The sequence below is a fragment of the Ottowia beijingensis genome, assembly GCF_042680925.1.
Classification (GTDB): Bacteria; Pseudomonadota; Gammaproteobacteria; order Burkholderiales; family Burkholderiaceae_C; genus Ottowia; species Ottowia beijingensis.
Genome location: NZ_JBHUEP010000005.1, coordinates 405,208 through 424,521, shown reverse-complemented (window position 1 = coordinate 424,521; position 19,314 = coordinate 405,208). Strand labels below are relative to the sequence as shown.

The following is a 19,314-nucleotide window of genomic DNA, read 5'->3' as shown; positions in this document are numbered from 1 at the left end:
TCACCCATGTCGTTCCAGCCACTGCATCGATCCATTCTAGTCAGCGCCCTGACGCTGGCGGCCATGCTGGGCGGCTGCGGCCAGAAAGGGCCGCTCTACATCCCTGAAACACCCGCGGCGGCGCAGCGCGCCACCCTGCCGCAAACGGTCTTCGGAGGCTCGCGCCCCGCTCAGGCCGCCTCCTCCCCCACCCAGGCACCGCCGCTGGCACTGCCGAATCTGCCCGAGATCGAATGACCTCCCTGTCCGCCAACGCCGCACCCCTGCCCGGCGCGCCTTTCGTGTGCTATCAAAACGGCCAGCTGATGGTCGAAGGCGTGGCCCTGTCCGAGCTGGCGCGCCAGCACGGCACGCCGCTGTTCGTCTATTCCAAGGCCGCCATCCTGGCCGCGCTGGCCGCCTACCAGCGCGGGCTGGCCGGGCGCGAGGCGCTGATCTGCTACGCCATGAAGGCCAACTCGTCGCTCGCCATCCTCAAGCTGCTGGCCGATGCCGGCTGCGGCTTCGACATCGTCTCGGCCGGCGAACTGGAGCGCGCCCTGGCCGCCGGCGCCACGCCGTCGAAGATCGTGTTCTCGGGCGTCGGCAAGACGCGCGCCGAGATGCGCCGCGCCCTGGAAGCCGGCGTGGGCTGCTTCAACATCGAGAGCATGGCCGAGCTGGACGTGCTGAGCGACGTGGCCGTGGCCTGCGGCCAGACGGCGCCCGTCAGCATCCGCGTCAACCCCAACGTCGACGCCAAGACGCACCCCTACATCTCCACCGGCCTAAAGGGCAACAAGTTCGGCATCTCGCACGACGAGGCGCTGGCCGCCTACCGCCACGCCGCCAGCCTGCCCGGCCTGCGCGTGGTGGGCATCGATTGCCACATCGGTTCGCAGATCACCGAATCGGCGCCCTACCTGGAGGCCATGGACCGCGTGCTGGACCTGGTGACGCAGATCGAGGCGGCGGGCATCCCCATCCACCACATCGACTTCGGCGGCGGCCTGGGCATCGACTACAACGGCGACACGCCGCCCGCGGCCGATGTGCTGTGGCAACAGCTGCTGGGCAAGCTGGACGCGCGCGGCTTCGGCAACCGCAAGATCATGATCGAGCCCGGCCGCTCGCTGGTGGGCAACGCCGGCGTGTGCCTGACCGAGGTGCTGTTCCTCAAGCCCGGCGAGCAGAAGAACTTCTGCATCGTCGACGCCGCCATGAACGACCTGCCGCGCCCCGCGCTGTACGAGGCCTTCCATCGCATCGTGCCGCTGGCTGAAGCAAACCCGGCCGCACAGACCACCACCTACGACGTCGTCGGCCCGGTATGCGAAAGCGGCGACTGGCTGGGACGCGACCGCGCGCTGGCGGTGGTGCAGCAAGGCGACGTGCTGGCCGTGCTGTCGGCCGGTGCGTACTGCATGAGCATGGCCAGCAACTACAACACCCGGCCGCGCGCGGCCGAGGTGCTGGTCGACGGCGCCAGCGCCCGCGTGATCCGCCAGCGCGAGGCGGTGCAGGACTTGTGGCGCGGCGAATCGGTCTGAGCCGCGACGGGCGCCCGCGGGAGCGGCCTGGGCCGCGATGAATGGCATGTGAAGCACAACGGCCGCATCGCGGGCAAGCCCGCTCCCACAACCCCATCAATACTAATTTGATAGCTGTTTGCGCTCGTCGTTAGCCATTTTCAGGCACTTTTCGCTTGAAGCGATTGTGTGGCAAGCGCAAGCCACTATCAAGATAGAAGCACTTAACGGCTGGCCACCCCACGCGGCTTGAGGTAGCGGAACAGCCGCTCCAGCAGCAGCACACCGATGATGGCGGCGTACAGCGCCACTTCAGCGTAGTCGTTCTTGCCGCTGCGCATCCAGAAGAAGTGCAGCAGCGCCAGCCCGGCGACCAGATACACCAGCCGATGCAGCGTCTGCCATGCGCGCCCGCCCAGCGCGCGCACGGCGCGGTTGGTGGACGTCAGCGCCAGCGGCAACAACAGCAGCCAGCAGGCAAAGCCGACCAGGATGAACGGCCGCTTGAGGATGTCGCGGCCGATGTCGGCGACTTGGAGTCCCATGTCCAGCCAGCCGTAGGCCAGCAGGTGCAGGCAGGCGTAGAAAAACACGAACAGCCCGAGCATGCGCCGATACCGCGCCAGTTGCGGCGTGCGCGTGTGCAGCCGCAGCGGCGTGACTGCCAGCGCCAGGCACAGAAATCGCAGCGTCCAGTCGCCCAGGCCGCGAATCAGCGCCTCAGCCGGGTTAGCACCCAACTGGTCGGTGGCGGCACCCCACACCAGCCAGGCCAGCGGCAACAGACAGAGCACGAAGACCAGCGGCTTGGCCAGCGGGTGCAGCAGGGCGGATCGGAGGGTCACGGGGAATTCAGAAAATCAACAGCCGGACGCAGAGGACGCAAAGGATTCGCAGAGGACGCAAAAGAATCCAAAGAAAAATTTTTCAAGGTTTTTTTCTGCGTCCTCTGCGAAATCTCTGCGTCCTCTGCGTCCGGCTGTTCGGCTGTTCGGCTGTTCGGCTACCCAACACACCGCATCAATAGTTCTTGCGCAAGTCCATGCCCGCATACAGCTGCCCCACCTGCGCCTCGTAGCCATTGAACAGCAGCGTCTTGCGCTTCTTGGCGAACAGGCCGTCCTCGCCGATGCGGCGCTCGGTGGCCTGGCTCCAGCGTGGGTGGTCCACGTCCGGGTTCACGTTGGAATAGAAGCCGTATTCGTTGGCGGCCGCCTTGTTCCAGGCCGTGCGCGGTTCCTGCTCGATGAAGCGAATCTTGACGATCGACTTGGCCGACTTGAAGCCGTACTTCCACGGCACCACCAGCCGCACCGGCGCGCCGTTCTGCTTCGGCAGCACCTCGCCGTACATGCCGAAGGTCAGCAGCGTCAGCGGGTGCAGCGCTTCGTCCAGGCGCAGCGCCTCGGTGTAGGGCCAGTCGAGCACGCGCGAGCGCAGGCCGGGCATCTGCTTCGGGTCGGCCAGGGTGACGAACTCGACGTATCTGGCGCTGCCCTGCGGCTCCACGCGCTTGATGAGCGCCGACAGCGAGTAACCGACCCACGGAATCACCATCGACCAGCCCTCGACACAGCGCAGGCGGTAGATGCGCTCTTCCATCGGGCTGAGCTTGAGCAGGTCTTCCAGCGCGTAACGGCCGGGCTTGTTCACCAGGCCCTCGATTTCGACGCTCCACGGGCTGGTCTGCAAGGCGTGCGCGTGGCGCGCCGGGTCGGCCTTGTCGGTGCCGAATTCGTAGAAGTTGTTGTAGCCGGTGACGTCGCCGTAGTCAGTGAGCTTCTCCATCGTCACCGCGCCGGCCACCGCAGAACGGGCGCCGGGCAAGGCCGCCAGTTTGCCGGGGCGCGGCGTCTGCGCCATGGCGTCGCGCGCCGCCCAGCCGGCCAGCACGGCGCCGGCGGCGCCACCGGCCAGCAGCTTGATCAGGTCACGCCGCTGCTCGTAGATGGCGCGCGGCGTGATGTCGCTGGGCGTGGCGTGGTCAAAGCCGTGGCGCGGGATGTGGATTGGCATGGCGATATCCTTTTGATAGTGGCTTGCGCAGGCTGCACAATCGTTTCAAGTCAAATCGACCTGAAACCCTTGCACAGCAAGCGCAGGCAGCTATGGTTATTGATAGCGCCCGCCATGGCCAGCCATGCCGGCCAGCCGCTTACAGCGAACCGTAGCTGTGCAGGCCCGACAGGAACATGTTGACGCCGATGAAGGCGAAGGTGGTGATCGCCAGCCCGGCCAGCGCCCACCACGAGGCGACGGTGCCGCGCAGCCCCTTCATCAGGCGCATGTGCAGCCAGGCGGCGTAGTTCAGCCACACGATCAGGGCCCAGGTTTCCTTCGGGTCCCAGCTCCAGTAGCCGCCCCAGGCCTCGGCCGCCCACAGCGCGCCCAGCACGGTGGCGATGGTGAAGAAGGCGAAGCCGACGGCGATGGACTTGTACATCACGTCGTCCAGCACCTCGAAGCTGGGCAGCCGCTCGGCAATGCGCTTGCGGCCCAGCAGGATGCCGCCCACGATCATCGCCGCGATCAGCGCATAGCCCAGCCAGTAGCTGCCGCCGGCCTCGCCCACGCCACGCTGGCGGAAGGCGATGGGCACGAAGCACAGGGCGATGCCGAAGATCCAGATCGGCGCCAGCTTGTACCAGCGCTTCTCGTCGGCCTGCTGCTTGATGAGGTAGGCAAAGCCCAGCATGGCCGCCAGCGCGAAGGTGCCGTAGCCAATGAAGTTGGCCGGCACGTGCAGCTTCATCCACCAGCTTTGCAGCGCGGGAATCAGCGGCTGGATTTCGTGCGCCTCGCGCACCAGCGTGTACCACAGCAGAAAGCCCACCGCGGCGCTGACCACCAGCATCACGAAGGCGCCCATGGCGCGGGTTTTGTACTGCGCCTCGTAGTACAGGTAGAACAGCGCCGTCATCCAGCAGAACATGACGAACACTTCGTACAGGTTGCTGACCGGGATGTGGCCGATGTCGGGGCCGATCTGGTGGCTTTCGTACCAGCGCACCATGGTGCCGATCAGCGCCAGGCCCACGGCCACCCAGGCCAGCTTGCTGCCCAGGCCTTCCAGCGCGTCCTGCTGGCTGCGGATGAACATGCCGCCCCAGTAGAACACCGTGCTCATGAAGAAGATCATGCTCATCCACAGGATGGCCGACTGGCTCGACAGGAAGTACTTGAGCCAGAACACCGTGTCGCCGCGCCGCAGGTCGGCCCCGGCATCGCCCTGGTAGCTGAAGATGGCCAGCAGCGTCAGCGCCGCCACCACCAGAATCAGGTTGCGCACCGGGCGCCAGAACCAGCCGAGCCAGATGACGACCGGCACGGTGCCGGCCAGGATCCACTTCTCGTAGATGTCCATCGCGCCGTGGTAGCGCTGGAAGGCGATCACGGCGCCGACGACGGCGAGCAGCGCGAACAGCCAGTCGCCCCAGGTGCGGCGGGCGAAGTAGCCTTCGTTGAGGGTCAGGGTGCCATTGTGGGCAAGGGTCGTGGTGTTCATGGCCGGGCTCCCTTCAGGGGATGGTCAAGAGTTTGGAACGCAGTTGCTCGAACTCGCGGTCGGCATCCAGCGTCTTGCGGTTGGTGGAAAGCGCCATTGTGGCCTTGGCGCCGGTGCCATCGGGGGCCACCCACACCCACAGGCGCCGTTCGCGCACGTAGAGCATGGCAAAGACGCCCAGAATCAGCAACAGGCAGCCCAGATAGACCACGTTCTTGCCCGGGGCACGCGCCACCTGGAACACGCTGGCCTGCACCTGGGTGAAGTCGTCCAGCTGGAAGGTGACCGGCGCCGGGTACAGGCTGATGTCGGACAGCGCCAGCACGCCCTGCGTCATGAAGCGGGCGGTGGCTTCGCTCTCGACCAGCGGCGGCTTGCCCTGTGTTTCGCGCGCCAGCGTGCTCAGCTCGAGCAGCGTGCCGTTCAGGATGCGCAGCAGCACCTCGGCGGCGCGCTCGCGCTCGGCCTCGGGCACGGCGGTTTCCATGAAGTCGGAGATGGCCTGCAGGCCACTGACCTGCCTGCCGCCCACCGTCTCGGCGCCGGCAAACAGGCCCACCGCGCGCGAGGCGGACGCCGTCAGCTGCTCCACCAGCTCCGGCCGCTGCGGATCGACGGCCTTCAGCACGTAGCGGCGCACCGCGCGCTCGCGCATGGCCGGATCGTGCAGCGCCGCGCGCAGGCGCACGAAGCCTTCCATCGACCCGTCCTCGTCGGCCGGCAGGCGCAGGTAGCGGAACGGCTCGGACGTGGCGGTGCGCACGCCCAGCAGGAACACCGGCGTGCCGTCGCCGGTGTCCACCGGCAGCATGTAGTTGTGGAACTCGCGCGCCTGGCCGGCCTCGTCGCGCAGCTTGTAGGTGATGCTGGGGCCGACGTTGCGCATCTCGCGCTGCGTCGGGGTCTTGTCGGCCGCGCCCAGCCGGCTGTTGAGCGCCTGGCGCAGGTCGACCTTGCGCACGTCGGCACCGCTGCCGCCGGCGTCGTTGGTCATGTTCTCGACGTTGATGACGCGCAGCGCGGTGTATTCCAGCGTCAGCTTCTCGTCGCCGTTGGTGATCTGCGACGAACTGCCGATGGTGCCTTCGACCTCGAACGATTTGGCGCCGCCGGCCATGGGCAGCGCCTTCAGCTTCACGCGCGAGCCGCCGTCGTCGAAGCTGCTCTGGTAGATCTGCACTCCACGATAGCTGGCCGGGTGGTTGACCTCGATGCGCTCCTCCTTCGACTCGCCGGTTTCCTTGTCGTGGATGACGATGTCGCTGGCGAACAGCTTGGGCATGCCGGTGGGGTAGTACTCGACGATGAACTTCTTCAGTTCGACCGCGAAGGGCAGTTCCTGCAGCAGGATGCCGTCGGACTGGCTCAGGATGGCGGTGCTGGACACCGTGCCTTCCGACACCACCAGGTTGCCGCGGAAGGTGGGGTTGCTGGGCGGCAGGCGGTGCTCGGGCTTCACCTCCGACACGAAGCCGCCGCCGGAATAGACCGTCTTGCCGCCGAACCAGGTGAGCGCGCGCACGAACAGGTCGCCGTCGAACAGGCCGCCCAGGCAGATCAGCACGATGGCGCTGTGCGCGGCGATGTAGCCGATCTTGTTGGCCGCGCCGGCCTTGGCCGCCACCATCCAGCCCTTGCCGGTGGGGGTGTCGCGCTCCTGCAGCTTCACCTTCCAGCCGCCGCCGGCCAGCATCTGGCCGATGCGCTGGGCCTCGGCCTCGGGCGCCTGCGCCAGCGGGCCTTCGGCCTTGTGGTGGAAGGCCTTCAGGCTGCCTTCGCGGATGTTCTCCTTGTAGTTGCGGATGTCGGCCAGGAACTTGGGCGTGTTGCGCAGGATGCACAGGCTGGTGCTGATGACCAGGAACGCCAGGATGATCAGGAACCACCACGCGCTGTACACCGCGTTGAGCTTGAGCGCCAGGAACAGATCGGCCCAGAACGGCCCGAACTGGTTGGTGTAGTTGACGGCCGGCTCGTGCTGCTTGATCACCGTGCCGATGACCGAGGCGATGCAGATGACGGTGAGCAGCGCGATGGCGAAGCGCATCGACGACAGCAGCTCCATGCCGGAGCGCCAGACGGCGGAGCCGCGCTGGGGTTCGTATCCTTCGGTGCTGGTGGTGGCGGTCATGCGCAATCAAAAAAGCCTGGCGCGCGAGACACAGCGCGCCGGTCGTTGGAGGCCCTGCCGCGTGTTCGGTTCAGTCGCCGGCGCGATTTTTTGACCTGGATCACGTGAAAAGCCTGAGAAAAACAAAAGCCGCGCCGGCTGGACCGGACGCGGCTCGGCGGCTGGCGGGAGTCCGGTCCGCGCTCAGCGCAGGCCGGCAATGTAGTCCGAGACCGCCTTGATCTCGCGGTCGTTCATCTTGGCGGCCACGCCGGTCATCTGCGCGTTGTTGGTGCGCGTGCCATCGCGGAAGGCCACCAGCTGCTTGACGGTGTAGTCGGCGTGCTGGCCTGACAGGCGCGGGTACTGCGACGGGATGCCGGCACCGTTGGGGCTGTGGCAGCCGGCGCAGGCCGGAATCTGGCGGTCGGGGATGCCGCCGCGGTAGATGCGCTCGCCCATCAGCACCAGTTCTCTCTCCTTGGCGAAGCCGGGCTTGGCCTTCTGCGACGCCAGCCAGTGGGCGATGTTGCGCGAATCCTCTTCGCTCAGCGCGGCGGCGAAGCCCTGCATGATCGGGTCCTTGCGGACGCCGCTCTTGAATTCGACCATCTGCTTGTGCAGGTACTCGGGGTGCTGCTGCGCCAGGTTGGGCTGCAGGGGCACGGTGGAATTGCCGTCGGCCGCGTGGCAGGCCACGCACACGGCGGCGTAGCTGGCGGCGCCCTTGGCCAGGTCGACCTTCGGTGCGGCCGGTGCGTCGGCGGCGTGGGCGGAAGCTGCGAGCAGCGAGGCGGTCAGGAGGGCGGCAAGCGACTTCATGGGCGATCGTCTTCTTGAAGAATGGTCGTGGGACGCTGAACCCCGCGATTCTACAATGCCCACTCCCGGTCACCCCCCAATGTCCCTGCGCCGCGCCGCCGTGGCTGTCCCGCATGCCCAACCCACCTCCTGCCCCCTCCCGCCCGCGTGCGTCGTCGGCCAGCCCCGCATCGGCCGCCGGCCGTGAGGCGCTGGGCTGGCTGCACACGGCGCGCTTTCTGACCACCGCCGCGCAACTGCACCAGTTGCCGCCGCTCGAGGTGCCCGAGATCGCCTTCGTCGGCCGCTCCAACGCCGGCAAGTCCACCGCCATCAACACGCTGACGCAGCAGACGCAGCTGGCCTACGCCTCCAAGAAGCCTGGGCGCACGCAGCACATCAACCTGTTTGCCGTCGGCCGCCAGGGCACCACCGACGCGGTGCTGGCCGACCTGCCCGGCTACGGCTACGCCGCGGTGCCGCTGGCCGACAAGGTGCGCTGGCAGCGCGTGATGGCCAATTACCTGGTGTCGCGCCGCAACCTGGCCGGCATCGTGATGCTGGCCGATCCGCGCCGTGGGCTGAAGGAGCTGGACGAGGCGCTGCTCGAAGTGATCCGCCCGCGCGTCGAGGACGGCCTGCCCTTTCTGATCCTGCTGACCAAGGCCGACAAGCTGAACCGCACCGAGCAGGCCAAGGCGCTGCAGATCACGCGCCTGCAGGCGGGCGGGGGTGAGGTGATGCTGTTCTCGGCCCTCAAGCGGCAGGGCGTGGAAGACGCGGCGCTGTGGTTGCGGCAACTGGTAGCGGATGCCGCGCCGGATGAGGAATCGGCCGCCGAGGCTTGACCCGTCAGCGCCAGGCGCTGCGTTTTCTGTAGGAGCGGGCTTGCCCGCGATGGGGCTGCCGTGCGTATGACGCGCTGCATCGCGGGCAAGCCCGCTCCCACAAAAACCGTGCTCAGGCCAGCGCCGCGCCGCGCTCCTGCAGCAGCTCGCGCAGCACCGAGCGGTGGCAGCGCGCCTCGTCCTCGCAGTAACACCCGATCGAGAAATTGGTCTGGTGCGACAGCGCCGCCAGCACGTCCAGCGTGCGGGCGGCATCGGGCTCGGCCATGGCTTTGCGGAACAGGCGCGTGAACAGCGCCCAGTCCTTCTTCGCCTTGGCCGCATCGGGCTCGGTGTGGGTCGACAGGGCCAGCTTCATGTGTTCGGGGCTGGGCGACAGGTTGGGGTACCACACGTCGTACCAGTCGTCGGCGGCAAAGCGCGCCTTGGGCACGCCGCGCGGCGGGCGCCGCACGGTGCCGATGCGCAGGCCTTCGTCTTTCGCACGCGGGGTGCCCAGGCGGACGATGCGGATGCTCATGGCGCCATCTCCTTGTGTCTGAACGGCTGCGCCGCGAAACCCCAGACCTTGACGCGACAGCGCGCGGCCCGGCACGGGCTTACGATAAACGCTGCCCCGCCCCGCCGCACAGACAAGGAGGGGGGGGAACTTGGAAAATTTTTCTCACCATCAAAATGGCGCCTAGCGCCCGATTGCAGTGCGCAAGCAGCTATTTTATTGATACCACACATTGGCGCCAACAGGCTATCGCCCAATTCCGCTGCCTGAAGCGCCCTGACACACCCCGACCGCCCGAGGAGCCCGCCCATGATCGACACCTGGACCGCTGACCTGCCGCACGGCATCACCCTCAGCTGCCGCAGCGCTGGCGCGCGCGGCCGGCCGGTGCTGCTGTTCCTGCACGGCTTCCCCGAGGCGGCGTTTGCGTGGGACGAACTGCTGGTCCACTTCGCCCGGCCCGAGCACGGCGGCTACCGCTGCGTGGCGCCCAACCTGCGCGGCTACGAGCACTCCAGCAGCCCCGCCGACGTGGCCGCCTACCACCCCAGGCAACTGCTGCAGGACATCGCTGCCCTCATCGCCGCGGAATGTGGTGAAGGCGGCCAACTGGCCGCGCTGGTGGCGCACGACTGGGGCGGCGCCTTGGCCTGGAACCTGGCCGCCGCGCGGCCCAAGCTGATGCAGCGCCTGGTCATCATCAACTCGCCGCACCCGCAGACTTTCGCGCGCGAGCTGCAGCGCAGCCCCGCCCAGCAGGCCGCCAGCGCCTACATGAACTTCCTCATCCGCCCCGACGCCGAGGCGCTGCTGGCCGAGCGCGACTTCGCCCGCCTGTGGCCCTTCTTCGACGGGATGGGCGCCAGCGGCGCGGCCGCCATGCAGCAGGCCGCCACCGCGCTGGCGGGCGATGCGGCCCGGCCCGGCGATGAGGCGAACGCGCCCGTCCTGCCCGACGGCGCCGGCTGGATGACCGACGCGCTGCGCGCCCAGTACCGCGCCGTGTGGTCGGGCGACGGCAGCCGCCCCGGCGCGGGGCTGACGGGCGGGCTGAACTACTATCGCGCCTCGCCCCTGCGCCCGCCGCGCGCCGGCGATGCGGCCGCCGCCGGCGTGACGCTGCCGCCCGAGGCCTTCACCGTCGCCCTGCCCACGCTGGTGCTGTGGGCGATGCAGGACAGCGCCCTGCTGCCCGGCCTGCTCGATGGCCTGGAGCGCTGGGTGCCACGGTTGCAAGTCGAACGCATCGAGCGCGCCACGCACTGGGTGGTGCACGAGCAGCCGCAGCGCGTGGCGGCGTCGATCGGGCGCTTTCTTGCTACCTGAACCATAGCTGTTTGCGCTTGTCCACCAAGCGCCAGAGGCCGATTCGAACCCAAACCACCCGACCACCGCCTGACCGCCCTGCCAGCCGCTACACTGCGGCCCAAAGTACACAGCAGAGGAAGGAAGGGGTCTTTGGCATGGTCACCGCGTTGACAGACAGCGCCCCGCGCGAGCGCCGCACCGCGCGCCCCGCCATCGTCGCGCACCCGGTCGAGTTCACCGGCTCGGGGCGCGAGTATTTCCGCGTCTGGATCGTCAACCTGCTGCTGTCCATCGTCACGCTCGGCCTCTACACGCCGTGGGCGCGGCGGCGCACGGCGCAGTACTTCTACAGCCACACGCACGTGGCCGGCAGCCCGCTGGAGTTCGTGGCAGAGACGCGGCGCATGGTGTTCGGCTTTCTGGCCTTCGCCGGGCTGTACCTGGCCTACCAGATGGCGCTGGAGACGGGGCAGCAGCTGGCCGCCGGCCTGCTGTTCTTCGGCTTCGCGGTGCTGGCGCCCTTCTTGTGGGCCAGCGCCATGCGCTTCAGGCTGGGCGCCACGCGCTGGCGCGGCATCCGGCTGGCCTTCACCGCGAGTTGGAAGGAGGTCTACATCGCCAGCTGGCCGGTGTTTGCCATCGCGGCGATCTGGACGGCGGTGTTCTTCGGCGCCGCCGCGCTGTCGCCCGACATGCCCACCGGCATCGCCCAGGAGCCGGGCAGCGTGCCCAAGCTGCCCGCCCTTCAAGCCAGCACCTTCGCGCTGTTCGGCCTGGCGGTGCTGCTCACGCTGCTGTGCGTGATCCGGCTCGAATACAACTACCGCCGCCTGCTGGTGGCGCGCGCACGCATTGGCGGGCAGGTGGGCCGCTGGAAGCCGGTGTACGCGGACTTCGTGAAGGTGTGGCTGGCCACGGTGGGCTTCTTTCTGCTGTGCGTCGTCGCGCTGCTGGCACTGCTGGGTTTGGTGGCCGGCGGCTCCATGCTGGTGCTGCCGCATTTCGTCAAAGGCATGTTCGAGGCGGGCGCGGCGGGGGTTATTTTCGTTATCGTGCTGAGCTTGATCGCAACGCTGCTGTTCGTGATCCTGGCCAGCCTGCCGGCGCGCGCCTACCGCGAGGCGCGCATGTTCCAGCTGGTGTGGAACAACGTCGGCTTCAGCCACATCGCGCGCAGCAAGACCAGCCTGCGCACCGCCGCCTTCGTGGGGCTGCGCGTGAAAAACATGCTGCTGACGGTGCTCACGCTGGGCTTTTACCGGCCGTTCGCCGTGGCCAGCGAATACGCGGCCAAGGTCGGCTCGGTCACGCTGCACATCAAGGGCGGCACCGACCAACTGGCGGGCGAACTGGTGAAGCAGCAGGGCGCCTTTGGCGATGCGGCGGCCGACATGATGGGGCTGGACCTGATCGGATGACGATGCCGAACCCAGACCAAGATCATGGCGCCTATGCAGGGAGTATGCATCTTCATCGCATGATGGACGGGCGCTGTACGGCCGCATACAGGGGAGTATCAGATAGCTTGCTTGCGCCACGCCGTCCCCCCTGAGTCACTGACATGCCCCCCACCACCTCATCGCCCCTGCAAGCCCACTGGTTCGACGGCCGCAGCTCGCGCGCGCGGCCGGCGCGGGTGCGGCTGCTGGCCGGGCCGGGCGGCACGCGGCTGCAACTGAAGGCGCTCGACGGCGCGGGCGAGGCGCTGGACCTGGGCCACCCCCAGGTCGGCTGGCCCGAGCGCTGGGGCACCGGCCGGGCGCCGCCGCGCGTGGCGGTCGATCTGGGTGCGCACGGCAGCCTGCAGATCGACGACGTGGCCGGCTGGCAGGCGGCGCTGGGCCAGGTCAGCCACCGCACCTCGCTGGCCGAGCGCATGCAGACGCGGCTGCCGGTGCTGCTGGCCGTGCTGCTGCTGGCCGGCGCCAGCGTGTGGGCCTTCTACCGCTGGGGCACGCCCTGGGCCGCCACGCAGGTCACGCGCCACGTGCCGCTGAGCTGGGAGCTGGCGCTGACCGAGCAGGCCATGGCGCAGATCGACGGCAGCTATGTCAAGCCCAGCAAGCTGGCGCCCGAGCGCCAGGCCGAACTGCGCGCCGGCTTCGACCGGCTGGTGGGGCTGATCGGCCCCGAACTGCAGCGCTACCCCGGCTACCGGCCGCGGTACCGGCTGGAGTTCCGCTCCGGCATGGGCCCCAACGCCTTTGCGCTGCCCGGCGGCACCATCGTGATGACCGACGCCATGGTCGAGCAGGCGCGCCTGATCCCGAACACCGGCGAGCCGGCGCTGCTGGGCGTGCTGGCGCACGAAATCGGCCACGTGGCGCACCGCCACACCACGCGCATGGTGGTGGAGCAAGGCGTGCTCAACATCGGGCTGGGGCTGGCGCTGGGGGATGTGTCCACGCTGGTCAGCAGCGGCGCCTCGCTGCTCACCGGCCTGGCCTACCGCCGCAACCACGAGACCGAATCCGACTGCTACGCCATCGCCATGATGGCCAAGGCCGGCCTGCCCACCACGCCCATGGCCGACCTGCTGCTGGGCATCGAGCGGCAGATGGAGGTCGAGCTGCGCGGCAAGGCCGGCGCTGCCAGCGCACCCACCGATGCCGCCAAGCCCGCCGAACCCGCGGCGCGCCAGCCGCAGGCCGACTGGTTCAGCACCCACCCCGACACCGTGGGCCGCGCCCAGCGGCTGAAGGCCGGGCAGGCACCGGATTGCGGCTGAGGCCGCAGGCGGTCAGCGCGCTGGACCAACCTCTATACGGTGCAGGAGCGGCGGAAGCCGCGAATCAACGTCCCCTGCGCAGCTGGCAGGCCCTTTCGCGGCTTCCGCCGCTCCTACCCCTGGAGCCGGGCATGACGCGTCAAAGCTATTATTAATATAGCTGTCTGCGCCCGCCAGAAGTTCGCTGCAGGCCGATTTCATGCATGAACATCGACCCCGCGAAAAAAAGTGTGAAGCCCGCCGATACGCCGGATTCTGTGCGTTGAAGTTGCCCTCAACGTGACCGCCATCAATCTGGGCCGGGGGTCGCCCACCCGGCTCGGTGCCACCTACCCGCCAGCTCAGCGGGCCGCCTCATCGCTGGCCTACTTGGTGTTGCTGCGCGCAGAGATTGCCCGTTTCACCCGAACTCAATCGGCTCGTCTCTGTTGCTCTGATCCTCACCTCGCGGTGGAGAGCCGTTAGCTCCTGCGCTGCCCTGTGCAGTCCGGACGTTCCTCCAGTGCGTGGTTTCCCAACTTGCACCAGCGGCGGTCTGGCGGGCTTCACACTGTCAATTATCCCAGCATATCCATATGCGCGTTCGTGTTGAAGCCTTGCGCCAGAATGCCTTCCATCCCGCAACACCGGAGCAACGCATGAAAGCCGACAACATCCTCGCCACCATCGGCCGCACGCCGCACGTGCGCATCAACCGCCTGTTCGGCGCCGGCGCCAACGTCTGGGTCAAGTGCGAGCGCGCCAACCCCGGCGGCTCGGTCAAGGACCGCATCGCCCTCAGCATGGTCGAGGCGGCCGAGCAGTCTGGCCAGTTGAAAGCCGGCGGCACCATCATCGAGCCCACCAGCGGCAACACCGGCGTGGGCCTGGCCATGGTGGCCGCCGTCAAGGGCTACAAGCTGATTCTGGTGATGCCCGACAGCATGAGCGTGGAGCGCCGCCGCCTGATGCTGGCCTACGGCGCCACGTTCGACCTGACGCCGCGCGAAAAGGGCATGAAGGGCGCCATCGCCCGCGCCGAGGAACTGGCGGCGCAGACACCCGGCGCGTGGATTCCGCAGCAGTTCGACAACCCGGCCAACGTGACGGCGCACGAGCAGACCACCGCACAGGAAATCCTGGCCGACTTCCCCGACGGGCTGGACGTGCTCATCACCGGCGTCGGCACCGGCGGGCACCTGACCGGCTGCTCGCGGGTGCTGAAGGCGAAGTGGCCCAACCTGAAAGTGTTCGCCGTCGAGCCCACGCAGTCGCCCGTCATCAGCGGCGGTGCGCCCGCACCGCACCCCATCCAGGGCATCGGCGCCGGTTTCATCCCCAAGAACCTCGACACCAGCGTGCTCGACGGCGTGATCCAGGTCGAGGCCGAAGCCGCGCGCGAGTACGGCCGCCGCAGTGCGCGCGAAGAGGGCATCCTGGTCGGCATCAGCTCGGGCGCCACCCTGGCCGCCATCGCGCAGAAGCTGCCCGAACTGCCCGCAGGCGCCAAGGTGCTGGGCTTCAACTACGACACCGGCGAGCGCTATCTGTCGGTCGAGGGGTATCTGCCGGCGTGACCTGTCAGCCCTCTGCGCCTCGTTGAGGCGGGTGTCGTGCGCAAGGTGCCGGACATCATTTGCACGGTAACCCTGCTGACGGGCAGTCGCAAATGATGCCTTGTTCTGACGCCATCGCCGTCCAGTGCGCCTCCGGTCAAAAAAGGAGCCATGGCACCAACAGTCCTGCGAGCAGGGCAATCAGCGCCAGCGCCCATGGCAAGGCAGCCATGATCAGCGCCTCACGCTTGAAGTGCGTGGATATTCCTTCCGATCGTTTCTTTTGACGAATCATGGCTCGTTATCATGCCTTTTTGCTTGATCGACACAAGCCATGATCCGCCTCTCCGAACTCCGCCTGCCGCTGGCGCAGGCCGAAGCGCCTGAAAGCGCGCTGAGCGCCGCCGCGGCCGCCAAGCTCTCGATTCCTGAATCCGACATCGCCACGCTGACGGTGTTCAAGCGCAGCTTCGACGCGCGCAAGGCCGAACTGCTGGCGGTCTACATCGTCGATATCGAACTGGCCGACCCAGCCAGCGAAGCCGCGCTGCTGGCGCGCTTCGACAAGGACCCGCACGTGCAGCCCACGCCCGACATGGCGTGGCGCCCGCCCGTCACCGCGCCCGCTGACTGGAACGGCGAGCGCCCGGTGGTGGTCGGCTTTGGCCCCTGCGGCATCTTCGCCGCGCTGGTGCTGGCGCAGATCGGGCTCAAGCCCATCGTGCTGGAGCGCGGCAAGCCGGTGCGCGAGCGCACGCAGGACACCTGGGGGCTGTGGCGCAAGCGCGCGCTGAACCCCGAGAGCAACGTGCAGTTCGGCGAGGGCGGCGCGGGGTTGTTCAGCGACGGCAAGCTCTACAGCCAGGTGCGCGACCCGCGCCACCTGGGGCGCAAGGTGATGCAGGAGTTCGTCGACGCGGGCGCGCCGGAAGAAATCCTCTACGTCGCGCACCCCCACGTCGGCACCTTCAAGCTGGTGAAGGTGGTGGAGAACCTGCGCGAGCAGATCGTGGCGCTCGGCGGCGAGATTCGCTTTCAGCGTCGGGTGGTCGATGTGCTATTGGATCAGGAGCTGCCGGCGCCCGCCATTCGGGCGCTGGCGGTCGAAAACCTCGAGACCGGCGACGTTGAGGAACTGCCCGCACGCCACGTGGTGCTGGCGCTGGGCCACAGCGCGCGCGACAGCTTCAGCATGCTGTACCGCCACGGCGTGGACATGGTGGCCAAGCCGTTCTCGATCGGCGTGCGCATCGAGCACCCGCAGGGCGTGATCGACCGCGCGCGCTGGGGCCAGCACGCCGGCCATCCGTTGCTGGGCGCGGCCGACTACAAGCTGGTGCACCACGCGCAGCATGGCGAGGGCGCGGGCCGCACCGTGTACAGCTTCTGCATGTGCCCCGGCGGCACCGTGGTGGCCGCCGCCAGCGAGCCGGGCGGCGTGGTGACCAACGGCATGAGCCAGTACAGCCGCAACGAGCGCAACGCCAACGCCGGCATGGTGGTGGGCATCGACCCGGCCGATTACCCACGCGACGCGGCGGCCTTCGTCGAGGCGCTGGGCGATTCGTTCGGTGTCGAAGCGCTGCCCGAAGGCCAGGTGCACCCGCTGGCAGGCATCGTGCTGCAGCGCCAGCTGGAGGTGGGGGCCTACCAGCTGGGTGGCGGCCGCTACGCCGCGCCGGCGCAGCGCGTGGGCGACTTTCTGGCGCAGCGGCCCAGCAGCGGGCCGGGCGAGGTGCTGCCTTCGTACAAGCCCGGCGTGCACTGGACCGACCTGCACGCCGCGCTGCCGCCGTTCGTGACCGCCGCCATGCGCGAGGCACTGCCCGCCTTCGGCCGCAAGATCAGGGGCTACGACATGCCGGACGCGGTGCTGACGGGCGTGGAAACACGCACCTCCAGCCCGCTCAACATCCGCCGTGGCGACGACCTGCAAAGCCTGAACGTGCGCGGCCTGTACCCGGCCGGCGAAGGCGCGGGCTATGCGGGCGGCATTCTGTCGGCGGGCATCGACGGCATCCGCGTGGGCGAGGCCGTGGCGCTGGCCGTGCTGGGCGCGGCGCAGGGCTGACGCTTTTCCTTTTCTTGTGGGAGCTGGCTGGCCCGCGATGGCAGCGCATCCGCCACGGCAAGCGCCGCATCGCGGGCAAGCCCGCTCCCACAGGGCATGAAAAAAACCGCAGCCCCTTGCGGATGCTACGGTTTTTATAGCTGTTTGCTCTTATGCAGCAAGCGCCGGAGGCCGATTTGACACTCAATCAGCCCTGGTAGGCCTTCAGCGCCGCGATGCGCTCTTCCATCGGCGGGTGTGTGGAGAACAGCTTGCCGATGCTGCCGGCGATGCCCATGGCGGCCATGTTCTTGGGCATCTCCTGGCCTTGCGCGTGCATGCCGCCCAGGCGCGCCAGGGCGTTCATCATGGACTGCGGCTGGCCCATCAGCTGGGCGGCGCCGCGGTCGGCGCGGAACTCGCGCTGGCGCGAGAACCAGGCCACGATGATGCCGGCCAGCACGCCGAACAGGATGTCGAGCACGATCGTGGTGGCGTAGTAGCCGATGCCGGGGCCGCTGCTGTCACTGCCGCGGCGCAGAAAGCCGTCGACCAGCGAGCCGATCAGGCGGCTGGCGAACACCACGAAGGTGTTCATCACGCCCTGGATCAGCGCCATGGTCACCATGTCGCCGTTGGCCACGTGCGCCACCTCGTGGCCGATGACGGCCTCGACCTCCTCGCGCGTCATGCCGCGCAGCAGGCCGGTGGAGACGGCCACCAGGGCCGAGTTCTTGAACGCCCCGGTGGCGAAGGCATTGGGCTCGCCCTCGTAGATGCCGACCTCGGGCATGCCGATGCCGGACTTGTCGGCGAACTTGCGCACGGTGTCGACGATCCAGGCCTCGTCGGCATTGGCGGGCTGGTTGATGATCTTCACGCCCATGCTCATCTTGGCCATGGACTTGCTCATCAGCAGCGAGATGATGGCGCCGGAGAAGCCGACCACCAGCGAGAAGATCATCAGCTGCCCGGTGTTGGTGCCGGTGTAGCGCCCCACGCCCAGCAGGCTGGTGACGATGCCGACCACCACCATCACGGCGATGTTGGTCATGACGAACAACAGGATACGTTTCATCGATTCCCTCGGAAAGTTCTTGCAGGCACCCGGCGCGGCCGGGCCATGATTAAGTACGCGCGATTGGAGCATATTCAAGCGGCCGGGTTCCGTGGCTTTCCCCGCCGGGCGGCGCAGCCCTTTGCAGCGGGCCCAACTGTCGGCTTCGTCCTACACTGGCCGCCTGACCACCGCCTGCCCGATCGATTCATGAACACCCTCGCCTGGCTCGACCGCCTGACGGCCATCGACACCGTCAGCCGCCACAGCAACCTTGGCCTGATCGAGACCGTGCGCGACGCGCTGAAGCGCCACGGGCTCGATCCGTGGCTGAACCTGAACGCCGAGGGCACCAAGGCCAACCTGTTCTGCACCCTGCCGGCGCAGGACGGCGCCACCCAGGGCGGCATCGCCCTGTCGGGCCACACCGACGTGGTGCCGGTGGACGGGCAGGACTGGGCCACCGACCCCTTCAAGCTGACCGAGCAGGACGGCAAGCTGTATGCGCGCGGCGCCTGCGACATGAAGGGTTTCATCGCCGCCAGCCTGGCGCTGGTGCCCGAGTTTCTGGCGCTGCCGCGCAGCCAGCCGCTGCATCTGGCGCTGTCGTACGACGAGGAAGTGTCGTGCCTCGGCGCGCCCTTCATGCTGGCCGAGCTGCAGCAGCGCGGCATCCGCATCGACGGCTGTGTGGTGGGCGAGCCGACGTCGATGAAGCCGGTGGTGGCGCACAAGGGCCTGAACGCCTACCGCTGCCGCGTGCACGGCAAGGCGGCGCATTCGTCGCTCACGCCGCGCGGCTGCAACGCCATCGAGCACGCGGCGCGGCTGATCTGCCATATCCGCGACCTGGCCGAGCTGTGGCGCGCCGAAGGGCCGTTCGACGCCTTCTACGACGTGCCCTACACCACCATCACCACCAACCAGATCTCGGGCGGCATCGCCATGAACACGATTGCCGATGCCTGCGAGTTCGTCTACGAATTCCGCAACCTGTCCGGCGTGCCGCCGCAGGACGTGCAGGCCCGCATCCAGCGCTACGTGCAGGACGAACTGCTGCCGCGCATGCAGCGCGAATTTCCCGAAGCACGCGTCGAGATCGACAAGTTGGCCGCCGCGCCGGGTCTGGAGGCCAGCGAACAGGCCGCCATCACGCAGCTTGTGCGCGCGCTGACACAGGACCGCGACGTGCGCAAGGTGGCCTATGGCACCGAGGCGGGACTGTTCCAGGGCGCGGGCATTCCCACCGTGGTGTGCGGGCCGGGCAACATCGAGCAGGCGCACAAGGCCGACGAGTTCGTCGAGATCGACCAGCTGCGGCAGTGCGAGCAGTTCCTGCGCCAGCTGGCGGCCACGCTGTGACGC

Annotated in this window: 17 protein-coding genes and 1 other RNA gene; 9 read left to right on the top strand and 9 right to left on the bottom strand. The window is 68.2% G+C overall.

The genetic code is table 11. The annotated features are described in order from the left end of the window. Positions 1-6 precede the first annotated feature (6 nt). Positions 7-237 carry an LPS translocon maturation chaperone LptM gene (gene lptM / locus ACFSCU_RS05380; RefSeq protein ID WP_333706543.1) on the top strand — a complete coding sequence of 77 codons (231 nt, stop codon included), beginning with the start codon at positions 7-9 and terminating at the stop codon, positions 235-237. Then, positions 234-1,529 carry a diaminopimelate decarboxylase gene (gene lysA / locus ACFSCU_RS05375; protein ID WP_180550836.1) on the top strand — a complete coding sequence of 432 codons (1,296 nt, stop codon included), beginning with the start codon at positions 234-236 and terminating at the stop codon, positions 1,527-1,529. The genes lptM and lysA overlap by 4 nt, the downstream gene beginning before the upstream one ends. A 203-nt stretch (positions 1,530-1,732) precedes the next feature. Here lysA and ACFSCU_RS05370 read toward each other — a convergent pair whose 3' ends face one another. The 5 genes from ACFSCU_RS05370 to ACFSCU_RS05350 form a co-directional block, all read right to left on the bottom strand. Further along, complete coding sequence (locus tag ACFSCU_RS05370; RefSeq protein ID WP_308645853.1) at positions 1,733-2,353, bottom strand: protein-methionine-sulfoxide reductase heme-binding subunit MsrQ; 621 nt, start codon at positions 2,351-2,353, stop codon at positions 1,733-1,735. 175 nt (positions 2,354-2,528) lie between these two features. After that, positions 2,529-3,524, bottom strand: a complete 996-nt coding sequence (msrP, locus tag ACFSCU_RS05365; protein ID WP_180550835.1) for a protein-methionine-sulfoxide reductase catalytic subunit MsrP — start codon at positions 3,522-3,524, stop codon at positions 2,529-2,531. A 139-nt stretch (positions 3,525-3,663) separates the two neighbouring features. Further along, positions 3,664-5,013, bottom strand: a complete 1,350-nt coding sequence (gene ccsB, locus ACFSCU_RS05360; RefSeq protein ID WP_180550834.1) for a c-type cytochrome biogenesis protein CcsB — start codon at positions 5,011-5,013, stop codon at positions 3,664-3,666. 13 nt (positions 5,014-5,026) lie between these two features. Next, a complete protein-coding gene (locus ACFSCU_RS05355) occupies positions 5,027-7,144 on the bottom strand; it encodes a cytochrome c biogenesis protein ResB (protein WP_377560102.1) in 2,118 nt (705 codons plus the stop codon). A gap of 183 nt (positions 7,145-7,327) precedes the next feature. Then, positions 7,328-7,945: a c-type cytochrome gene (locus ACFSCU_RS05350; RefSeq protein ID WP_180550833.1), complete on the bottom strand. Its 618-nt coding sequence runs from the start codon at positions 7,943-7,945 to the stop codon at positions 7,328-7,330. A gap of 113 nt (positions 7,946-8,058) precedes the next feature. Between ACFSCU_RS05350 and yihA the strand changes: the two genes are divergently transcribed. Next, positions 8,059-8,772, top strand: coding sequence for a ribosome biogenesis GTP-binding protein YihA/YsxC (yihA, locus tag ACFSCU_RS05345; RefSeq protein ID WP_377560100.1), 714 nt, complete (start codon positions 8,059-8,061; stop codon positions 8,770-8,772). Between the two features lie 112 nt (positions 8,773-8,884). Here yihA and ACFSCU_RS05340 read toward each other — a convergent pair whose 3' ends face one another. Next, a complete protein-coding gene (locus tag ACFSCU_RS05340; protein ID WP_180550831.1) occupies positions 8,885-9,292 on the bottom strand; it encodes a DUF488 domain-containing protein in 408 nt (135 codons plus the stop codon). 288 nt (positions 9,293-9,580) lie between these two features. Between ACFSCU_RS05340 and ACFSCU_RS05335 the strand changes: the two genes are divergently transcribed. The 3 genes from ACFSCU_RS05335 to ACFSCU_RS05325 all read left to right on the top strand — a co-directional run bounded on the left by ACFSCU_RS05335 (position 9,581) and on the right by ACFSCU_RS05325 (position 13,307). Beyond that, a complete protein-coding gene (locus ACFSCU_RS05335; protein ID WP_180550830.1) occupies positions 9,581-10,597 on the top strand; it encodes an alpha/beta fold hydrolase in 1,017 nt (338 codons plus the stop codon). Positions 10,598-10,734: 137 nt separating this feature from the next. Beyond that, positions 10,735-11,997, top strand: coding sequence for a YjgN family protein (locus ACFSCU_RS05330; protein WP_180550829.1), 1,263 nt, complete (start codon positions 10,735-10,737; stop codon positions 11,995-11,997). Between the two features lie 143 nt (positions 11,998-12,140). After that, the gene (locus ACFSCU_RS05325; RefSeq protein WP_377560099.1) at positions 12,141-13,307 is read left to right on the top strand and encodes a M48 family metallopeptidase; all 1,167 of its coding nucleotides are present in this window, start codon (positions 12,141-12,143) and stop codon (positions 13,305-13,307) included. 228 nt (positions 13,308-13,535) lie between these two features. Here ACFSCU_RS05325 and rnpB read toward each other — a convergent pair. After that, an RNA gene (rnpB, locus tag ACFSCU_RS05320) (RNase P RNA component class A) lies at positions 13,536-13,854 on the bottom strand. A gap of 91 nt (positions 13,855-13,945) precedes the next feature. Here rnpB and cysK point away from each other — a divergent pair. Continuing rightward, positions 13,946-14,863 (top strand): cysteine synthase A, encoded by a 918-nt coding sequence (gene cysK, locus ACFSCU_RS05315; RefSeq protein WP_180550828.1) that lies wholly within the window; start codon positions 13,946-13,948, stop codon positions 14,861-14,863. Between the two features lie 136 nt (positions 14,864-14,999). Here the strand turns inward: cysK and ACFSCU_RS05310 are convergent, their stop codons facing one another. Beyond that, positions 15,000-15,137 (bottom strand): hypothetical protein, encoded by a 138-nt coding sequence (locus ACFSCU_RS05310; protein ID WP_180550827.1) that lies wholly within the window; start codon positions 15,135-15,137, stop codon positions 15,000-15,002. Between the two features lie 39 nt (positions 15,138-15,176). On the opposite strand from ACFSCU_RS05310, the gene ACFSCU_RS05305 reads away from it, so the two are divergent. Next, a complete protein-coding gene (locus tag ACFSCU_RS05305; RefSeq protein ID WP_377560098.1) occupies positions 15,177-16,913 on the top strand; it encodes an NAD(P)/FAD-dependent oxidoreductase in 1,737 nt (578 codons plus the stop codon). 187 nt (positions 16,914-17,100) lie between these two features. Here the strand turns inward: ACFSCU_RS05305 and htpX are convergent, their stop codons facing one another. Beyond that, positions 17,101-17,970, bottom strand: a complete 870-nt coding sequence (htpX, locus tag ACFSCU_RS05300; RefSeq protein ID WP_180550826.1) for a protease HtpX — start codon at positions 17,968-17,970, stop codon at positions 17,101-17,103. Between the two features lie 189 nt (positions 17,971-18,159). On the opposite strand from htpX, the gene argE reads away from it, so the two are divergent. After that, positions 18,160-19,311 carry an acetylornithine deacetylase gene (gene argE, locus ACFSCU_RS05295; protein ID WP_180550825.1) on the top strand — a complete coding sequence of 384 codons (1,152 nt, stop codon included), beginning with the start codon at positions 18,160-18,162 and terminating at the stop codon, positions 19,309-19,311. The last annotated feature ends 3 nt before the right edge of the window (positions 19,312-19,314 follow it).